The organism is Bacillus cereus group sp. BceL220 (assembly GCF_051776965.1).
Taxonomy (GTDB): domain Bacteria; phylum Bacillota; class Bacilli; order Bacillales; family Bacillaceae_G; genus Bacillus_A; species Bacillus_A cereus.
In genome coordinates, this window is record NZ_JBPWBC010000013.1 from 91,027 (window position 1) to 109,196 (window position 18,170).

The window sequence follows — 18,170 nt, forward strand, 5'->3', positions numbered from 1 at the left end:
AAGCGAGAGAGTTTGTTATAAAAATACAAATTCGTATGATTTTAAAAAAATAACTTGTTTAATATTTCACAATGATAATGTGGATGCTTTCACAAAGATAAAAGTGCAGAGCATTTATTATGTACTTGTAAGACATCAAACATATTTAAAAGGAGGTACAACAAATGAAACATCCGATACATGTTACTTCAGAAATTGGGGAATTACAAACGGTTTTATTAAAACGACCGGGTAAAGAAGTGGAAAACTTGACGCCAGATTATTTGCAACAATTATTATTTGACGATATTCCATACTTACCAATTATTCAAAAAGAGCATGATTATTTTGCACAAACGTTACGCAATCGGGGTGTTGAAGTTCTTTATTTAGAAAAACTAGCTGCTGAGGCGTTAGTAGATAAAAAACTTCGAGAAGAATTTGTTGATCGTATTTTAAAAGAAGGACAGGCTGACGTAAATGTTGCACATCAAACTTTAAAAGAATATTTACTTTCCTTTTCAAATGAAGAATTAATTCAAAAAATTATGGGCGGTGTACGGAAAAACGAAATTGAAACAAGTAAGAAGACACATTTATATGAATTAATGGAAGATCATTATCCGTTTTACTTAGATCCAATGCCTAATTTATATTTTACTCGTGATCCAGCAGCTAGCGTGGGCGATGGCTTAACGATAAATAAGATGAGAGAACCAGCGCGTAGACGTGAATCATTATTCATGGAGTACATCATTAAATATCACCCAAGATTTGCAAAACATAATGTACCAATCTGGTTAGATCGTGATTATAAATTTCCAATTGAAGGTGGCGACGAGCTAATTTTAAATGAAGAAACAATTGCGATTGGAGTGTCTGCTCGTACTTCAGCTAAAGCAATTGAACGTTTAGCTAAAAATCTCTTTAGCCGACAAAATAAAATTAAGAAAGTGTTAGCAATAGAAATTCCAAAATGCCGAGCATTTATGCATTTAGATACAGTATTTACAATGGTTGATTATGACAAGTTTACAATTCATCCAGCCATTCAAGGGCCAAAAGGGAATATGAATATTTATATTTTAGAAAAAGGATCAGATGAGGAAACTCTTAAAATTACACATCGTACTTCTTTAATGGAAGCATTAAAAGAGGTATTAGGCTTAAGTGAATTAGTTCTTATTCCATGTGGAGGAGGAGATGTAATTGCTTCTGCTCGTGAACAATGGAATGATGGCTCGAACACATTAGCAATCGCACCAGGTGTAGTTGTTACATATGATCGCAACTATGTATCCAATACGTTATTACGGGAGCACGGTATAGAAGTAATTGAAGTGCTAAGTTCGGAATTATCTCGTGGTCGTGGGGGTCCACGTTGCATGAGTATGCCAATTGTTCGTAAAGATATTTAGTATAAATAACGGAGAAAGTAGGGATGAAGTATGTTAATGACTAGACCAAATTTAAAAGGAAGAAGCTTTCTAGCAGAAAAAGATTTTACACAAGAAGAATTGTTATATTTTCTAGATTTGGCAGCAGAATTAAAAGAGAAAAAGAAAAATGGTATCCCGCATCATTATTTAGAAGATAAGAATGTAGCGCTCTTATTTGAAAAAACCTCCACTCGTACGCGCTGTGCATTTACAGTAGCATGTACAGATTTAGGGGCGAATCCTGAATATTTAGGGAAAGGTGATATTCAGCTTGGGAAAAAAGAATCCGTAGAGGATACAGCAAAAGTGTTAGGGCGTATGTTTGACGGAATTGAGTTTCGTGGATTTAATCATGAGACTGTAGAATCTTTAGCACAAAATTCTGGTGTGCCAGTTTGGAATGGATTAACAGACATGTGGCATCCAACACAAACACTAGCAGATTTATTAACAATTAGAGAACATGTAGGGAAGTTGAAAAATGTGAAGCTCGTTTACGTTGGAGATGGACGAAATAATGTTGCTAATAGCTTACTAGTTGGTGGAGCAATCGTTGGAATGGATGTACGTATTTGCACACCAGAATCTTTATGGCCTGCACAAGAAGTAATTGATTTAGCAAAAAAATATAATGAACAGGTAATGATAACAAGTAATGTGGAAGAAGCTGTTGCGAATGCAGATGTAATTTATACAGATGTATGGGTGTCTATGGGGGAAGAAGAAAAATTTGCTGAACGTGTCGAGTTATTGAGACCTTATCAAGTAAATATGAAAATGATTAAAGAAACAGGGAATGAAAACGTGATTTTCTTACATTGTTTACCTGCATTTCATGATGTTGAAACGATGTATGGCGAAGAAGTTTACGAGAAATATGGGTTGAAAGAAATGGAGGTAACTGACGAAGTATTCCGCAGTAAACATTCAAAAGTATTTGATCAAGCTGAAAATAGAATGCATACAATTAAAGCGGTTATGGCAGCTACTTTAGGAAACATGGAGTAAAGAAGAAAGGGAGTCTTCCTTTCTTCTTTCTCCTCCTTTAGACACTATCATTCACTATTGCTTTTGTATTGTTATTGCAATTAAAGAGAGGTGAGTGGAATGGGTGAAGATAAGAAATTAGGGTTGTTTACACTAACGGCTCTTGTAGTTGGGTCTATGATTGGCGGTGGAGCCTTTAATTTAGCGAGTGATATGGCAAAAGGTGCTGGTGCTGGAGCCATTATTATTGGCTGGGTTATAACAGGAATTGGGATGATTGCACTTGGATTATCTTTTCAAAATCTAACTGTAAAACGGCCAGATTTAGATGGTGGTATTTTTAGCTATGCAAAAGCAGGATTTGGTAATTTTATGGGATTTAATAGTGCGTGGGGATACTGGCTATCTGCTTGGCTTGGGAATGTAGCTTACGGTACATTATTATTTTCTTCATTAGGATATTTCTTCCCGATCTTTGAAGGCGGTCAAAATGTAGAATCCATTATTGGTGCAAGCGTATTATTGTGGTGTGTTCACATGTTAATTTTACGTGGAGTTCAATCAGCAGCACTTGTGAATTTAGTAACTACAATCGCAAAATTAGTACCTGTATTTGTATTTATTGTCATAGGAATCTTCGCGTTTCATATTGATACATTCTTAGATGGATTTTGGGGGCAAACTGGTTCTTTTTCATGGGGAGCAGTTGGCAGCCAAGTTAAAAGTACAATGCTTGTAACTCTATGGGTATTTATTGGGGTAGAAGGGGCTGTTGTTTTATCCAGTCGAGCAAAAAATAGAAGTGATGTAGGGAAAGCAACGGTTATTGGCTTAATTGGTACACTCATCATTTACATTTTAATCACATTATTGTCTCTTGGACTTATGCAGCAAGCAGATATTGCTGGTTTGAAAAATCCAGCTATGGCTTATTTATTTGAAAGTGTTGTTGGAAAATGGGGTGCTATCTTTATAAATTTAGGTTTGGTCATCTCTGTATTAGGTGCTTGGTTAGGTTGGACTTTGCTCGCTTCTGAAATTCCATATTTAGCCGCTAAAGATGGAGTATTTCCAAAATGGTTCGCAAAAGAAAATAAAAATAAGGCTCCAGTAAATTCATTATGGATAACAAATGGTTTAATTCAAATATTCTTGTTAACATTCGTCGTTTCTGATCAGGCGTATAACTTTGCATTCTCTTTAGCATCTTCAGCCATTTTAATTCCATATGCTTTTTCAGCATTTTATCAACTGAAGCATAGCTTAAAATCTGAAGAAGTAGATCGAAATAAAAATATAATAATTGGTTTGATAGCAAGTATTTATGGTGTGTGGTTAGTTTATGCAGCTGGTTTAGAGTATTTATTATTAACAATGACTTTATATGCGCCAGGTATTTTTATTTTTTACAATGTTCAAAAGCAAAAGAGTTCGAAGCAAATATTTACTCGAGTGGAATTAGCATCATCCGTAGCAATTGGTGCTTTAGCATTCTTTGCGATTTATGGATTAATTACAGGCAGTATTACTTTATAAAGCGCTGTGAAAGCGAAATGAACTGGAGGGCTGAAATATGGTACGAAGAAAAATTGTAGTTGCACTAGGGGGAAATGCGATACAGTCTGGAGAAGCTACTGCGGGAGCGCAGCAAGAAGCGTTGGAAAAAACAGCGGAACAACTTGTGAAAATAATGGAAAATGATGTGGATATAGTAATTGCGCATGGAAATGGCCCACAAGTGGGGAATATTTTATTACAGCAAAAAGCTGCAGAAACGGAAAAGACACCTGCAATGCCATTAGATACTTGTGGGGCAATGAGCCAAGGGATGATTGGATATTGGATGGAAAATGCGATTGAAAAGGCATTAAAAAAACGGAATATACAAAAAGATGTAGCAACGGTTATAACGCGCGTTGTTGTGGATAAAAAAGATGAGGCATTTAAAAATCCAACTAAACCAATTGGTCCTTTTTATACAGAAGAAGAGGCCAGAAGATTAATGGATGAAACAAAAGCAGTGTTTAAAGAAGATGCTGGTAGAGGATGGAGACGTGTTGTTCCATCACCGAAGCCTGTAAGTATTCATGAACATAAAGTGATTAATTCTTTGGTGGAAGATGGAAACATAGTGATAGCTGTTGGCGGGGGTGGAATTCCAGTAATTGATTCCGAAGAAGGGTTAAAAGGAACTGAAGCGGTTATCGATAAAGATTTCGCTGCGCAGAAATTAGCAGAATTAGTAGATGCCGATACGCTCGTTATTTTAACTGCAGTTGATCATGTGTATGTAAATTATAATCAACCGAATCAAAAAAAATTAGAGCATGTCACAGTGAATCAATTAGAAGAATATATTGAAGAACAACAATTTGCTGCGGGAAGCATGCTTCCAAAAATTGAAGCTGCTATTAATTTTGTTAATACAAATCCAAAAAGAAAAACAATTATTACGTCTTTAGAAAAAGTATATGAAGCACTAGAAGAAAAAGCTGGTACTATTATTTCAAAACAGAATGTATGCATGTATGTTTAAATTATTATGTACGCTACTTAATAGTAAAAAAAAGAATGAGGTTAATAACTTCATTCTTTTTATTTATTAATATTTTTTGTACTCATTGTTCATAAAGTTTTCATGATGAAATCTGAATATATAAGTTAATTATGATAAAATTCAAATTGAATACGCTTTCTTGATTTTTCGCTCCAACATACAGCAAGAGAGAGGGAATTTTATGAATAGACGGAACGTAGTGAAAGACTTAAAGCAGTTCGAATTATTTGCTCATTTAACAGAAAAAAAATTGAAAGGCTTAACAGAGTTTGTTTATTGGCGAACTTATAAAAAAGGTCAATTTTTATTTTTAGAAGGGGATTCAAGGGAAAGAATTTACTTCATGTTAGATGGTTTTGTAAAGTTAGAGCGGGTTAATCAAAATGGGAACTTATTATACGATGACTATGTAAAGCGGTATTCTATTTTTCCTTATGGTGGTATGTTTACAGACAGAGGATATAACTATACAGCAGAAGCAATGACGGATGTGGAGGTATATTATATTCCAACGGTAATCTTTGAAGATATGGTAAAATCGAGCAGAACGCAATTGATGTACGTTGTTCAGCAATTATCATCTATATTAAAATTGAATGAAAATCGAGTGCAAAATATTACAATTCCTAATGCACAAGATCGTGTTATCCAAACGTTAAATTATTTAATGCAGGATTTAGGAGAACAGAGTGGGGAAAAGATTGTAATTTCATGTCCACTTACAACAATTGAAATATCCAAAATATCTGGAACATCTCGAGAGACAGTTAGCAGCGTATTAAAACAATTAAAAAATGATAGCATTGTTACAATTTTAGATAAAAAAATTACAATACACAATCCAACATATTTTGAAGAAATCTCTATGTGAAAATTGTATATTGATTTTTTAATTCATAATGTATATTAATAAGGTTCTTTATATATTTATAAGGAACTTTTTTACGTTATCCTCTATAAAAAGATTGTATAGTATGGTAATAATAGCTAAAATCGATAATAAAAAACAAAGTGAAGGGGAGAAAGAATGATTCGTATTGAGTATGATCGATTAGTAGCTATTTGTTACAGTATAGGGGTTTTGTTATTATTAAAAATTCCAAATGATAATGAATTAATTGGGGAAAAACTATTCAATGTCTATAAGGTTCCGATACATACGTATGTTTATATGGATTATAAAGTCTCAAATATATTGATTGTTTCTTTCATACTACATGTACTTGCATTTATATTATTTTTAAAATGGCTAGGAAAAAAGGAGTCTAGTGCATTTAGAAAAATGAATAAGATAAAAGTAGTAGGCATTAGTATTTTGATTGTAATGATGCCGTTTATTTTAAATACAATCCTCCAGACATTGAATAAAACATGGTATTACGCAGGAAAAACAGGGGTAGAAGCAATAGAATATAAAAAAGAAGATAGCCAGTGTAGAATGGAGAAAAATGGAGAGAATATCCAACCGAAGTGCATTGTTACTTTAAAAAATTATCGTAATCATTCACAAGCATTAAAAGTTGTTTTATATGATAATGCAAACGAGAATTCAAAAAGCTATCCAGTACCGAAACCAGTCTATTTACAAAAACATGAGACAAAGCAATTTGAATTTCAAGTTCCTGTTTCTTATAATAGAGGTATTGAACAAGATAAAGTACCAAATATTAAATTACATTCATTGCATGAAAATAATACGAAATACAATTAATCTGTAAGTAAAAGTTTATGAGTAGGAGCAAGAATTTGAAACGATATAGAAAATCAACTTGAATCATCCAACATACTGCGAGGTAACGGTATATTGGATGATTTTTTTATGTTATCCCCTTTTTTCACGTATGAAAAGGAGGAATACTTTGTTGGAAATGAAAAACATCACAAGGATCATACATGGTTTTTACTTTACGTAATCTGTGAAAGTTAGAGCCATAATAACTAGTTTGCCAATTTTTAATGTCGATATCGGGCCAGTTCACATAGTCACCTAGTGTATAAGGATCTAAGCTTTCTCGTAAACCTTTAACCCAGCGTATATTTCGATTTTCTTCATCATCGCATTTCCAAGAGGTAATGTATTCTTGAGCAATAATTGCTTTACGATGAAAATAAGCCGTTTCATTCGGCGAAATATTTTCAACAGCACCTATGAGCGATTGATGCCAAATACTAGCATCTTTATTTGGTGCATGAGAAAGAAAGGATTGCATGATTTGAATGCCTTTAAGGGAAATAGGTTTATAGACATAGGAACCAGAGCGCTTGAAATTTTCAGGGATGTTACCGCCATTAAAAAATTCAACAGCCTTTATATAAGGAACTTCTTCTATAAAGAGAGAGGGGCTACCAGTTTCAAGAAGAGGGGATAATAGGGAATGGAGTTCAGAGGGAGAACCGACAAACTCGCCTTGTGCTTCGATTTTATTTCGTTGCTTGGCGAATAATTCGATCGATGAAGTGAGACGTTCATCTATATAAGGTGCCCAGTTTTGCCACGCTTGAAATGCAGCAATAAAGTCTTCCCATTCCCATGTAATTGAGAAAATTGATACATTTTTTACGGGGTGGACTCGAAAAGTTAAGGAAGTGATAATTCCGAAGTTTCCACCACCGCCACCACGGCATGCCCAAAAAAGGTTAGAGTTTTCTTGTTCATTTGCACGAATGAGTTTGGCACCAAATTTTCCACACGCTTGTACCATTTCCACTTCCATTAATTGATCACATGTTAATCCAAATAAGCGTGAAAGCATACCAATACCACCGCCAAGTGCTAATCCAACAATTCCAACGCTTGCACTTGTACCAGCAGGAATTGTAACACCGTAATTCCAAAGTTCTTTATAAACAGTGCCAAGATTTGCACCAGCCTCAATTGTTGCTGTTAATTTCTCTGTATTAACAGTAATGCGATGCATTTCACTCACATCAATAATAAGTCCTCTATTTAAAAGAGAGAAATTTTCATAGCTATGACGTCCACTTCTTAACCGAAATGGTATATGACGTTCACGTGCCCATTTTAAGGCGTTACATACATCCTTGTTATTTTGACAAAAAACAATAATACAAGGGAGTTTTGGAATACTTAAATTTAAATTCATTCGGGCTACGTCGTAGTCAGGATCTGTGGGAACAACGATACGACCTGTTAATTTTGTTTGCTTCAATTTCTTACTCCTTTCCAAAATAATCAGAGCTTTTTATTAATATATGAAAAATGTCTGTAATACGCGTGGACAAGGAGAGGTGGAGAATGAGATTTACCTTTGTGAGAAATAAATAAAGCATAAGAATAAAGAATCTACATAGAGTTCAATGAAAACAGTTGCAAACTGTTCATATTTTGTTATGATAGTGTTACGAAAACGTTTGCATAAAATTCTGATGGGATGCAAAAGGAGAGAAGGACTATGAATAAGACATGGTGGAAAGAAGCAGTTGCTTATCAAATTTATCCACGAAGCTTTATGGATTCAAATGGTGATGGTATTGGAGATTTACAAGGTATTATTGCAAAACTGGATTATTTAAAAGACTTAGGTATAGATGTAATTTGGATTTGTCCAATGTATAAGTCGCCTAATGATGATAATGGTTATGATATTAGTGATTATCAAGATATTATGGATGAGTTTGGTACAATGGCAGACTTTGATGCTTTACTAGATGAAGTTCATAAGCGTGATATGAAGCTTATTATTGATTTAGTTATTAATCATACGAGTGATGAACATCCATGGTTTATTGAATCACGTTCATCTAAAGATAATCCGAAGCGTGATTGGTATATTTGGCATGATGGTAAAGATGGTGCGGAGCCAAACAACTGGGAAAGTATTTTTAATGGTTCGGCATGGGAATATGATGAAGAAACAGAACAATATTATTTACATCTATTCTCACGTAAACAACCAGATTTGAACTGGGAGAATAAAGAAGTTCGTGAAGTACTATATGATACGGTTAATTGGTGGCTTGATAAAGGTATTGATGGTTTCCGCGTTGATGCGATCAGTCATATAAAAAAAGAAGAAGGCCTTAAGGATATGCCAAATCCAAAAGAGTTAAAATATGTGCCATCTTTTGATAAACATATGAATGTGAAAGGTATTCAACCTTTATTAGAAGAGCTAAAAGAAAATACATTCTCTAAGTACGATATTATGACTGTTGGTGAAGCAAATGGCGTTAAGATTGAAGATGCTGAGCTTTGGGTTGGAGAAGAGCAAGGTAAGTTCAATATGGTATTCCAGTTTGAACATTTAAGTTTATGGGATGCAGAGAAGAAGAAAGACCTTGATGTTGTAGGATTGAAAAAAGTATTAACGAAATGGCAAAAAGGATTAGAAAATAAAGGATGGAACGCTTTATATATTGAGAATCACGATAAACCACGTATCGTTTCAACATGGGGAGATGACAAACAATATTGGCGTGAAAGTGCAACAGCTCTAGGAGCGATGTATTTCTTTATGCACGGTACACCGTTTATTTATCAAGGACAAGAAATTGGTATGACAAATGTTCAGTTACCAAATATTGAAGATTACGATGATGTAGCAATTAAAAATTTATATCGCGAGAAAATTGCAGAGGGCGTACCACATCAAGATATGATGGAGATTGTATGGGCTTCTTGCCGCGATAATTCACGTACACCTATGCAGTGGAATGATGAGATGAATGCTGGTTTCACAACAAGTACACCTTGGTTTAGCATGAATCCAAATTACAAAGAAATTAATGTTGAGAAGCAAAAAAATGAAGAAAAGTCTATTTTCAATTTCTATAAGAAAATGATTGCCCTGAAAAAAGAGCACGATGTACTGAACTATGGTACGTACGATTTACTTTTAGAAGACGATCCACAAATTTATGCATATACACGTACGTTACAGGATGAAAAAGTCATTGTAATTAGTAATATCTCAAAAGAGGAAGCTGTGTATAATGAGGGTTCATTTGCACTAGAACGCAAACGTTTGCTTTTAAATAACTATGAAGTTGCAGAACATGAAGAAGTAACAACAATTGCTTTAAAACCTTATGAAACAAGGGTTTATCGCATTTCATAATAAAAAAGGATGCTCTTTGAGCATCTTTTTTTATGAAAAAAAATAAATTTCTATTGCAAAGTGAAAACGCTTTTATTAAAATAGATTTATGAAAACGGTTGCGTAAAGATAAAAATAAAGTAACATAAGGAATCGTTTTCATAAAGGGAACAGAAATTATAATTTAAATCATTATGTTGTTATAAATAAAGGGGAGGAAGAACAGATGAAAATTACTTCTTTTGATTTTTGGCAAAAGTTCGGGAAAGCGTTATTAGTTGTTGTAGCCGTAATGCCAGCAGCTGGTTTAATGATTTCCATCGGTAAGTTAATTGGTATGTCTGCTGGGGATGTTAACGCAGTTCATACAATCGCTCGCGTAATGGAAGACATCGGTTGGGCAATCATTACAAATCTACACATCTTATTCGCAGTAGCAATTGGGGGATCTTGGGCGAAGGATCGTGCAGGTGGTGCATTTGCAGCGCTATTAGCATTCGTCTTAACAAACCGAATTACAGGAGCTATATTTGGCGTAAACGCTCAAATGTTAGCGGATTCAAAAGCGACAGTTTCTTCAGTAATAGCAGGAGATTTACTTGTAAAAGATTACTTTACTTCTGTACTTGGTGCACCAGCATTAAACATGGGAGTTTTCGTGGGGATTATCACAGGTTTCTTAGGAGCTAATCTATATAACAAATATTATAACTATAATAAATTGCCACAGGCATTAGCATTCTTTAATGGAAAACGATTTGTACCATTCGTTGTAATTCTTTGGTCTACAGTTACTGCGATTGTATTATCATTTCTATGGCCATTCATCCAAAGTGGGTTAAATGAATTTGGTCGCTGGATTGCAGCTTCAAAAGATAGTGCACCAGTTGTTGCACCGTTTGTATATGGAACGTTAGAGCGTTTATTATTACCATTTGGTTTACACCATATGTTAACGATTCCGATGAACTATACAGAGCTAGGCGGAACATATACGATGCTAACTGGTTCAAAAGTTGGACAAGTTGTAGCAGGACAAGATCCATTATGGCTTGCATGGATTACAGATTTAAATAATTTATTAGCAAATGGAGATACGAAGGCATATAACGATTTATTAAATAACGTTGTACCAGCTCGTTTCAAAGCTGGACAAGTTATCGGCTCAACAGCAGCGTTAATGGGGATTGCATTTGCGATGTTCCGTAACGTTGATAAAGAAAAGCGTGCAAAATATAAACCAATGTTTTTATCAGCAGCATTAGCAGTATTCTTAACAGGTGTAACAGAACCAATTGAATTCATGTTCATGTTTATTGCTCCAGTATTATATGTTGTATATGCTATTACAACAGGACTTGCATTCGCACTAGCTGATTTAATTAACTTACGTGTTCATGCATTCGGATTTATTGAGTTAATTACTCGTACACCAATGATGGTTAACGCAGGTTTAACAAGAGACTTAATCAACTTTGTTATTGTTTCATTAGTGTTCTTCGGTCTTAACTTTACACTATTTAATTTCTTAATTAAAAAATTCAATTTACCAACACCAGGGCGTGCAGGTAACTATATTGATAATGAAGATGAGGCATCAGAAGGAACAGGAAATGTACAAGACGGTTCATTAGCAACAAAAGTTATCGATTTATTAGGTGGAAAAGAAAATATTGCTGACGTAGATGCTTGTATGACACGCTTACGTGTAACAGTAAAAGACTTAGATGTTGTTGCACCAGAAGCACAGTGGAAACAAAATGGTGCTTTAGGGCTTATTGTAAAAGATAAAGGTGTACAAGCGGTATATGGTCCGAAAGCTGACGTATTAAAGTCAGACATTCAAGATATGTTAGGTGCGTAATAATATGAAATTGCTAACTTTAAACTGTCATTCTTGGCAAGAAGAGAATCAAATAGAAAAGATAAAATATCTTGCTAAAGTAATTCAAGAAGAAGAGTACGATGTCATCGCATTGCAAGAAGTAAGTCAGTCCATACAAGCTGAAAATGTATGCGGTAACAAGAAAAAAGATAATTTTGGACTTTTACTATTAGAAGAGTTAAAAGCGCTATATGTAAAAGATTACAATATTACTTGGGATTTCTCTCATATTGGTTATGACGTGTACGAAGAAGGATTAGCGATTATAACGAAGCATAATATTATAAAAGAAGATACGTTCTTTATTTCAGAAAACGAGGATACAACGTATTGGAAAACGCGTAAAATTGTAAGTACAACAATTGCTTATAATGGTAAAGATATAACGTTTTACTCTTGCCATCTCGGTTGGTGGAATGATGAAGAAGAGTCATTCAAAGGTCAAGTTGATCGTTTGATGGAGCGTGTAGATAGTAATAAGCTCGCCTTCTTAATGGGGGATTTTAATAACAATGCTCGCTTGGAAGGCGAAGGTTATGAGTATATGATGCAAAAAGGGTTGTATGACACATATGAATTAGCAATAGAGAAGGATGAAGGAACGACTGTCCAAGGCGAGATTGCTGGTTGGGATGAAAATAAACATAATTTGCGAATCGATCTAATATTGTGTAACCAAAGTAAAAAGGTTCATTCTTCAAAAGTTATTTTTAATGGTACAAACAGAAATGTAATTTCAGATCATTTCGGTGTAGAGGTTCAATTGGATATATAATAGAAGAAATCCTCACAGAGAATAAAAGCTGTGAGGATTTTTTTTAGGAATACAAGTATTTCCAAGAGAAAATACTTGTATTTTTTATGACATTTCATATATATTTGTTATTATTGAATGTAAAACCGATTTGGTCATTTTGTATTCATACTTTGACTCACTTCGTTATATAATAAAGTAAGTGAAAGTTAATGGGAAAAAATAGTACGTTTTTGGTTAATACACGATGTAGAAAGTGATATAATTGCAAAATGCATGTATCATTTTCTAAAGAAGGAAAAATATATAATTAGGTGATAACTTCTATGAAACAGATTTGGCGTATTTATAAGACAGATTTACGGAATGTAGCCAAACATTGGGCTGCAATTGTTATTGTTTTAGGATTAATGATTTTACCATCGTTATATGCATGGTTTAACATTAAAGCTTCTTGGGATCCGTATGGAAATACAAAAGAGGTTCCCATTGCAGTTTCTAACCAAGATGCAGGTTCTAATTTAAGAGGGAAAGATATTAATATCGGGAAAGAGATTGTAGACTCCCTTAAGAAAAACAAAAATCTTGGCTGGAAATTTGTAGATGAAAAACAAGCGATTTACGGAGTTGAGCGTGGGGATTATTATGCAAGTATTACGATTCCAAAAGACTTCTCTGAAAAAATTGCAACTGTTCTGGATGAAAATCCTAAAAAACCAGAACTGGATTACTATGTGAATGAAAAAGTAAACGCGATTGCACCGAAGATTACAGCAAAAGGTGCATCAGGTATTACAGAAGAAATTAGTAAAAACTTTGTAAAAACAGCAAACGGTGAGATTTTTAAAATTTTCAATGATCTTGGAATCGATTTAGAAACAAACTTACCAAGTATCGAAAAAGTAAAAGATCTTGTATTTAAGTTAGAAGCGCAGTTCCCAGAAATGAATACACTCATGGATAAGGCATTAGATGATGCAACTCGAGCAGAAGATGTTGTAAAAGTAGCGCAGAAAGATTTACCTGTTGTAGAGAGTGTAATAAATGATGGGCAGGAAGCGTTGGCGAATTTAGATAAGTTCTTTGCAAGACAAGATCAAACATTAAAAAACGCTCCAGGAACGATCAGAAATGATTTAGTAGCAGCAAAAGGCGTTATGGATAGTGCAGCTGCATTTACTGACTTTTTAATGAATCCAGGTGTAGAACTAAATATTCCTGACTTGTCTGGAATGAATGGATTACCTGAATTCCCAGCGAGACCGGATCTTTCTAAGTTGAATAGTGATGGGTATAAAGGGATAGCACAAAATATTAATCAAACAGTAAATAATGTTCTAAGCTCATCACGTGCAGGAACAGCTTATGCACAAAGTGTTATGGATGGATTGCAAAATGGAAGCGTTGATCCAGAGATAGCTAAGAAAAATATTTCGACTATATCTAATAATCTTCAAACGCATATTGACAATCTTTCTTATGTAATTGATGTTATGGCTCGTTTAGAGCAAGGGGCTCAAACTGAGTTTGGACAAAATTTCTTTAAAACAAGAAAAGAGCATTTAACGGATATTAAGAATGGACAACAAGATTTAAATAATCGTTTTAAACGTTTAAACGATTTAATTAGCACAGGTCAGGAAGTTAAACAAGATGTGCGTGATGGAATTAATCAGAAATTAAATGAAACAAATGCTTTAATCGATCGAGCTGAAAAAGATTACAATGAAACGTTTGTAGCTGATTATAAAAAGGCAGTTAGCGCGGTAGATCAAGCTAAAGCTGATGCGAATCAAATATATGATAATGCAAAAGCAGATTATGATAAAGCAAAAAATAGCCTTGAAGGTGCAAAAGCAGATTTACAGAAAGCAAAAGAAGATGTACAAAATAGAGGTATTAACGGTTTAGATTCAACGAAAGTAGCTTTAAATAGCTTAAATGGTCAATTCCAATCTGGAATCGGTTTAATTGATGATATGATTCCAGTTCTAGAAAGTACAAATAAGGTTTTAGCGGATGTAAATAGTGATAAAAACCTTAATAATGGAATCGCAAAATTAAACAAAGCGAAAAGCAGCTTACAAAAAGGTGTAGAGGCAACGAATAAGGGAATTACACTTCTTAACAATGGCCAGAAACCTACAAAAGATGTAATTGAAAGTATTAACAACGCTGCGAAGGGCGGATCAGCTCAATTAACAGATGTATTATCGACGTATGATTCAGAAATTGTACCTAATTTCAATACAGCAATTGCTCGTACAAAAGAGATGTCGAAAAATACAACTCAAATTTTAAATGATGCAGACAAAAAGCTTCCAGATGTTAAAAAATTACTAGAAGATTCATCAAAAGGCTTAGTAGACGGTAGAAAGAAATTAGTAGACATTAAAGCTGAAATGCCGGAGACTGAGAAAAAGATTAAAGACTTAGCAAATAAAATTCGTGATTTTGAATCTGAAGAAGATATAAAAGACATCATACGCTTATTGAAAAACGATGTTGAAAAGCAAAGTGATTACTTTGCGAATCCAGTCAATTTAAAAGAGAATAAATTATTTGCGATGCCGAACTACGGTTCAGCGATGTCACCATTCTATACAGTGCTTGCATTATGGGTAGGCGCATTATTAATGGTTTCATTATTAACGGTAGAAGTACACGAAGAGGGCGCGAATTATAAGAGCCATGAAATTTACTTCGGACGTTTATTAACATTCTTAACGATAGGTCTTTCACAAGCGTTTATCGTATCGATGGGAGATATATTCTTACTCGGTACGTACGTAGTCGATAAGTTCTGGTTTGTGTTATTTAGTTTATTTATTGGTGGAGTCTTCGTTTGTATTGTATACTCACTCGTTTCTATTTTCGGAAACGTTGGGAAATCGATGGCGATCATTTTACTTGTACTACAAGTAGCAGGATCGGGCGGAACATTCCCAATCCAAATGACACCAGCGTTCTTCCAAGCGATTTATCCGTTCTTACCATTCACATACGCAATTAGCGCAATTCGTGAAACAGTTGGCGGAATGCTTTGGGATATCGTAACGCGAGATTTACTTGTGTTAAGTGCTTTCGTAGTAGTTATGATTGTTGCTGCGTTATTACTGAAAACACCAATTAACAAATCAAGTGAAAAATTTGTTGAGAATGCAAAAGGAAGTAAAATCATTCACTAAAATAAAAGGTTCCTACCGATAGAGGTAGGAACCTTTTTGTTTAATCAAATTTTAATTTTTTTAATGCTTCTGCGAATGGGTTATTTAATGGTTCTTCTTCTTTTTTCTGTTGTTTCATATATTTTTGAACGTCGCGTTTATCGGCTTTGTTTCCAGATTCTTTTTTACGTCGCTCTTGGAATGTTGATAATTTCTCACGATAGCCACATTTACATGCGAAAATTTGGCCTGCACCTTCACCACGTAATTCTAGTTTCTTCTTACATTGTGGACAGCGAGCATTTGTTGTACGAGATACATTTTTACGATGACCACATTCACGATCTTGGCATACGAGCATTTTTCCCTTTTTGCCGTTTACTTCTAGCATTGGTTTACCGCAGTCTGGACAAGACTTCGTTGAAATGTTGTCATGTTTATATTTTTTATCACTCGATTTAATTTCAGAAACAATTTCTTTCGTATAGTTCTTCATTTCAGAAATGAATACTTCTTTTTTCAGCTTACCTTTTGCGATAGCCTCAAGTTTTTGTTCCCATTCACCAGTTAGTGTAGGGGATTTTAACTCTTCTGGTGCTAAATCAAGTAACTGACGGCCTTTTGAAGTAATATGAATATCTTTGCCACGTTTTTCAATTAAGAACGAATTGAATAGCTTGTCGATAATATCAGCACGCGTTGCTACAGTACCTAATCCACCAGTCGATTTTAATGTATCAGCGAGTTGTTTATTTTGCGTATCCATATATTTTGTAGGATTCTCCATTGCTGAAAGTAAAGTTGCTTCATTAAAGCGTGCAGGTGCTTTCGTTTGGCCTGATGTTTGCATAAGTAACTTTACAGTTAATGTATCGCCCTTTTCAATGTGAGGCAGAAGCTGCTCTTTTACGTCATCAGTTACATCATCGTCTTCAAATCGATTTTCGTATACTTCCTTCCAACCAGCATGTAAAATCGTTTTTCCGCGTGCAATGAACGTTTCACTACCAACTTTGGTACGTAATGTTAGTTGCTCGTATTCGAATGCTGGGAATAAAACAGCTAAGAAACGTTTTACAACTAAATCATAAATTTTGCGTTCTTTATCTGTGAATGCTGAGAAGTTAACGTATCCTTCTGTTGGAATAATCGCATGATGATCGCTTACTTTACTATCATCAACAAATGATTTGTTAGGTTTGATAGGCTTTTGTAATACTTTATGTGCGAAGGGACGGTATTCTCCAACACCACATGCTTTTAGACGTTCTGGAAGTGTTCCAACGATATCAGATGAAATGTAGCGTGAATCTGTACGAGGGTACGTTAGCACTTTATGCTGTTCATACAATTTCTGCATAATATTTAATGTTTCTTTAGCAGAGTAACCGAACTTTTTATTTGCATCACGTTGCAATTCAGTTAAATCGTAAAGACCAGGAGAGAATGACTTCTTCTGTTTCTTATCAATTTCCACAACAGTAGCATGTTGTTTATCTAAACTTTTTACAATACCATCAATTTTTTCTTTATTAAAACTACGGCTATTGCCATTTGCATCTTGCCAAGTAAGTTTGAGTTTCTCCATCGTTTGAGCTTCGATGCCGTAGTAAGTTTGAGCTTTGAAGTTCTTTATTTCATCCTCACGACTAGCAATCATAGCAACAGTAGGGGTTTGTACACGGCCGCAATTTAACTGGGCATTAAAGCGAGTCGTTAAAGCACGAGTTGCATTAAGACCGATATACCAGTCAGCTTCTGAACGCGCAACTGCTGAAGCGTATAAATTGTCATAGGCTTTACCTGGTTTTAAATTTGCAAAACCATCTTTAATTGCTTTATCGGTTACAGAAGAAATCCATAAACGTTTGATTGGTTTATTTAGCTTAACTTTATCGATAATCCAGCGTGCGACTAATTCCCCTTCACGTCCAGCGTCTGTTGCTACAATAATTTCATTTACATCTTTTCTAAGTAGCTGACTTTTTACAGCATTAAATTGTTTACCAGTTTGTTTAATAACCGTTAATTTCAAACGCTCAGGTAGCATCGGTAAATCTTCTAAATTCCACTTTTTATATTTCACATCATAACTTTCTGGATCTGCTAATGTAACGAGATGACCTAAAGCCCAAGTTACAATATATTTATTACCCTCAAGATAGCCGTTTCCTTTTTTATCACACTTCAGTACACGAGCAATATCTCGTGCAACGGAAGGTTTTTCAGCGATTACAACGCTTTTTGGCATATTAAAAACATCCTTTCAAATTTCCATAAGTTAAATATAGCATACATCTTCTTGAGATTCAGTTTCGCTCCATATTTGAGCTGTTTTTAATGGA

General features: G+C 34.5%; 12 protein-coding genes. 10 read left to right on the forward strand and 2 right to left on the reverse strand.

What is annotated here, in order from left to right:
* Positions 1 to 164 precede the first annotated feature (164 nt).
* From arcA to ACS2FK_RS24855, 6 genes are all read left to right on the forward strand, one after another.
* On the forward strand, positions 165 to 1,397 hold the full coding sequence (gene arcA, locus ACS2FK_RS24830) for an arginine deiminase (protein WP_000682331.1): 1,233 nt from the start codon (positions 165 to 167) through the stop codon (positions 1,395 to 1,397).
* Between the two features lie 30 nt (positions 1,398 to 1,427).
* Positions 1,428 to 2,426: an ornithine carbamoyltransferase gene (gene argF / locus ACS2FK_RS24835; protein ID WP_000930283.1), complete on the forward strand. Its 999-nt coding sequence runs from the start codon at positions 1,428 to 1,430 to the stop codon at positions 2,424 to 2,426.
* A 99-nt stretch (positions 2,427 to 2,525) separates the two neighbouring features.
* The gene (arcD, locus tag ACS2FK_RS24840) at positions 2,526 to 3,941 is read left to right on the forward strand and encodes an arginine-ornithine antiporter (protein WP_000503413.1); all 1,416 of its coding nucleotides are present in this window, start codon (positions 2,526 to 2,528) and stop codon (positions 3,939 to 3,941) included.
* A gap of 37 nt (positions 3,942 to 3,978) precedes the next feature.
* A complete protein-coding gene (gene arcC, locus ACS2FK_RS24845; protein WP_063546325.1) occupies positions 3,979 to 4,941 on the forward strand; it encodes a carbamate kinase in 963 nt (320 codons plus the stop codon).
* Between the two features lie 202 nt (positions 4,942 to 5,143).
* Positions 5,144 to 5,833 carry a Crp/Fnr family transcriptional regulator gene (locus tag ACS2FK_RS24850; RefSeq protein WP_001081906.1) on the forward strand — a complete coding sequence of 230 codons (690 nt, stop codon included), beginning with the start codon at positions 5,144 to 5,146 and terminating at the stop codon, positions 5,831 to 5,833.
* 156 nt (positions 5,834 to 5,989) lie between these two features.
* On the forward strand, positions 5,990 to 6,673 hold the full coding sequence (locus tag ACS2FK_RS24855; protein WP_000619195.1) for a hypothetical protein: 684 nt from the start codon (positions 5,990 to 5,992) through the stop codon (positions 6,671 to 6,673).
* 124 nt (positions 6,674 to 6,797) lie between these two features.
* Here the strand turns inward: ACS2FK_RS24855 and ACS2FK_RS24860 are convergent, their stop codons facing one another.
* Entirely contained in the window at positions 6,798 to 8,132 is a 1,335-nt protein-coding gene (locus ACS2FK_RS24860) for an FAD-dependent oxidoreductase (RefSeq protein ID WP_000814894.1), read from the reverse strand.
* Between the two features lie 243 nt (positions 8,133 to 8,375).
* On the opposite strand from ACS2FK_RS24860, the gene ACS2FK_RS24865 reads away from it, so the two are divergent.
* The 4 genes from ACS2FK_RS24865 (at position 8,376) to ACS2FK_RS24880 (ending at position 15,846) form a co-directional block, all read left to right on the forward strand.
* A complete protein-coding gene (locus tag ACS2FK_RS24865; protein WP_001044706.1) occupies positions 8,376 to 10,040 on the forward strand; it encodes a glycoside hydrolase family 13 protein in 1,665 nt (554 codons plus the stop codon).
* A 205-nt stretch (positions 10,041 to 10,245) separates the two neighbouring features.
* Complete coding sequence (locus tag ACS2FK_RS24870; protein ID WP_000705566.1) at positions 10,246 to 11,883, forward strand: PTS transporter subunit IIBC; 1,638 nt, start codon at positions 10,246 to 10,248, stop codon at positions 11,881 to 11,883.
* Positions 11,884 to 11,887: 4 nt separating this feature from the next.
* Positions 11,888 to 12,679: an endonuclease/exonuclease/phosphatase family protein gene (locus ACS2FK_RS24875; RefSeq protein ID WP_000771978.1), complete on the forward strand. Its 792-nt coding sequence runs from the start codon at positions 11,888 to 11,890 to the stop codon at positions 12,677 to 12,679.
* Between the two features lie 305 nt (positions 12,680 to 12,984).
* On the forward strand, positions 12,985 to 15,846 hold the full coding sequence (locus ACS2FK_RS24880) for a YhgE/Pip domain-containing protein (RefSeq protein WP_000810079.1): 2,862 nt from the start codon (positions 12,985 to 12,987) through the stop codon (positions 15,844 to 15,846).
* Positions 15,847 to 15,886: 40 nt separating this feature from the next.
* On the opposite strand, the gene topB is transcribed toward ACS2FK_RS24880, so the two are convergent.
* Positions 15,887 to 18,076: a DNA topoisomerase III gene (gene topB / locus ACS2FK_RS24885; RefSeq protein WP_063546327.1), complete on the reverse strand. Its 2,190-nt coding sequence runs from the start codon at positions 18,074 to 18,076 to the stop codon at positions 15,887 to 15,889.
* Positions 18,077 to 18,170 lie beyond the last annotated feature (94 nt).